Source organism: Streptomyces sp. NPDC041970, from assembly GCF_055588985.1.
In genome coordinates this window covers 1-2,801 of record NZ_JBVJCD010000110.1, presented here as the reverse complement: position 1 = coordinate 2,801, position 2,801 = coordinate 1, and the positions used below count along the sequence as shown (strand labels likewise).

Annotated in this window: 1 rRNA gene (running past one end of the window); it reads left to right on the top strand. The window is 56.4% G+C overall.

From position 1 onward, the window contains the following. Positions 1-2,777: ribosomal RNA gene (locus ACZ6EJ_RS27700) — 23S ribosomal RNA — on the top strand (it extends 152 nt beyond the left edge of the window). Positions 2,778-2,801 lie beyond the last annotated feature (24 nt).

The window sequence follows — 2,801 nt, the reverse complement described above, 5'->3', positions numbered from 1 at the left end:
CATGAGACGAGTCAGAAACCGTTGGTGTAGGCGAAGGACATGCGAAAGGTCCGGCGTAGAGGGTAAGACCCCCGTAGCTGAAACATCAACGGCTCGTTTGAGAGACACCCAAGTAGCACGGGGCCCGAGAAATCCCGTGTGAATCTGGCGGGACCACCCGCTAAGCCTAAATATTCCCTGGTGACCGATAGCGGATAGTACCGTGAGGGAATGGTGAAAAGTACCGCGGGAGCGGAGTGAAATAGTACCTGAAACCGTGTGCCTACAAGCCGTGGGAGCGTCGCTGTATGTGCTTGCACATGCAGTCGTGACTGCGTGCCTTTTGAAGAATGAGCCTGCGAGTTTGCGGTGTGTTGCGAGGTTAACCCGTGTGGGGAAGCCGTAGCGAAAGCGAGTCCGAATAGGGCGATTCAGTAGCGCGCTCAAGACCCGAAGCGGAGTGATCTAGCCATGGGCAGGTTGAAGCGGAGGTAAGACTTCGTGGAGGACCGAACCCACCAGGGTTGAAAACCTGGGGGATGACCTGTGGTTAGGGGTGAAAGGCCAATCAAACTCCGTGATAGCTGGTTCTCCCCGAAATGCATTTAGGTGCAGCGTCGTGTGTTTCTTGCCGGAGGTAGAGCACTGGATAGGCGATGGGCCCTACCGGGTTACTGACCTTAGCCAAACTCCGAATGCCGGTAAGTGAGAGCGCGGCAGTGAGACTGTGGGGGATAAGCTCCATGGTCGAGAGGGAAACAGCCCAGAGCATCGACTAAGGCCCCTAAGCGTACGCTAAGTGGGAAAGGATGTGGAGTCGCAGAGACAACCAGGAGGTTGGCTTAGAAGCAGCCACCCTTGAAAGAGTGCGTAATAGCTCACTGGTCAAGTGATTCCGCGCCGACAATGTAGCGGGGCTCAAGCGTACCGCCGAAGTCGTGTCATTCCAGCATGTACCCCCAACGGGGGCTGGGATGGGTAGGGGAGCGTCGTGTGCCGGGTGAAGCAGCCGCGGAAGCGAGTTGTGGACGGTTCACGAGTGAGAATGCAGGCATGAGTAGCGATACACACGTGAGAAACGTGTGCGCCGATTGACTAAGGGTTCCTGGGTCAAGCTGATCTGCCCAGGGTAAGTCGGGACCTAAGGCGAGGCCGACAGGCGTAGTCGATGGACAACCGGTTGATATTCCGGTACCCGCTTTGAAACGCCCAGTACTGAATCAGGCGATGCTAAGTCCGTGAAGCCGGCCCGATCTCTTCGGAGTTGAGGGTAGTGGTGGAGCCGATGAACCAGACTTGTAGTAGGTAAGCGATGGGGTGACGCAGGAAGGTAGTCCAGCCCGGGCGGTGGTTGTCCCGGGGTAAGGGTGTAGCCCGTGTGGTAGGTAAATCCGTCACACGTTAAGGGTGAGACCTGATGCCGAGCCGATTGTGGTGAAGTGGATGATCCTATGCTGTCGAGAAAAGCCTCTAGCGAGTTTCATGGCGGCCCGTACCCTAAACCGACTCAGGTGGTCAGGTAGAGAATACCGAGGCGTTCGGGTGAACTATGGTTAAGGAACTCGGCAAAATGCCCCCGTAACTTCGGGAGAAGGGGGGCCATCACTGGTGATCCGATTTACTCGGTGAGCTGGGGGTGGCCGCAGAGACCAGCGAGAAGCGACTGTTTACTAAAAACACAGGTCCGTGCGAAGCCGTAAGGCGATGTATACGGACTGACGCCTGCCCGGTGCTGGAACGTTAAGGGGACCGGTTAGCTGACTTTCGGGTCGGCGAAGCTGAGAACTTAAGCGCCAGTAAACGGCGGTGGTAACTATAACCATCCTAAGGTAGCGAAATTCCTTGTCGGGTAAGTTCCGACCTGCACGAATGGCGTAACGACTTCTCGACTGTCTCAACCATAGGCCCGGTGAAATTGCACTACGAGTAAAGATGCTCGTTTCGCGCAGCAGGACGGAAAGACCCCGGGACCTTTACTATAGTTTGATATTGGTGTTCGGTTCGGCTTGTGTAGGATAGGTGGGAGACTGTGAAGCGGCCACGCCAGTGGTTGTGGAGTCGTCGTTGAAATACCACTCTGGTCGTGCTGGATGTCTAACCTGGGTCCGTGATCCGGATCAGGGACAGTGTCTGATGGGTAGTTTAACTGGGGCGGTTGCCTCCTAAAGAGTAACGGAGGCGCCCAAAGGTTCCCTCAGCCTGGTTGGCAATCAGGTGTTGAGTGTAAGTGCACAAGGGAGCTTGACTGTGAGACCGACGGGTCGAGCAGGGACGAAAGTCGGGACTAGTGATCCGGCAGTGGCTTGTGGAAGCGCTGTCGCTCAACGGATAAAAGGTACCCCGGGGATAACAGGCTGATCTTCCCCAAGAGTCCATATCGACGGGATGGTTTGGCACCTCGATGTCGGCTCGTCGCATCCTGGGGCTGGAGTCGGTCCCAAGGGTTGGGCTGTTCGCCCATTAAAGCGGTACGCGAGCTGGGTTTAGAACGTCGTGAGACAGTTCGGTCCCTATCCGCTGTGCGCGTAGGAATATTGAGAAGGGCTGTCCCTAGTACGAGAGGACCGGGACGGACGAACCTCTGGTGTGCCAGTTGTCCTGCCAAGGGCATGGCTGGTTGGCTACGTTCGGAAAGGATAACCGCTGAAAGCATCTAAGCGGGAAGCCTGCTTCGAGATGAGTATTCCCACCTCCTTGAGGGGTTAAGGCTCCCAGTAGACGACTGGGTTGATAGGCCAGATGTGGAAGCCCGGTAACGGGTGGAGCTGACTGGTACTAATAGGCCGAGGGCTTGTCCTCAGTTGCTCGCGTCCACTGTGTTG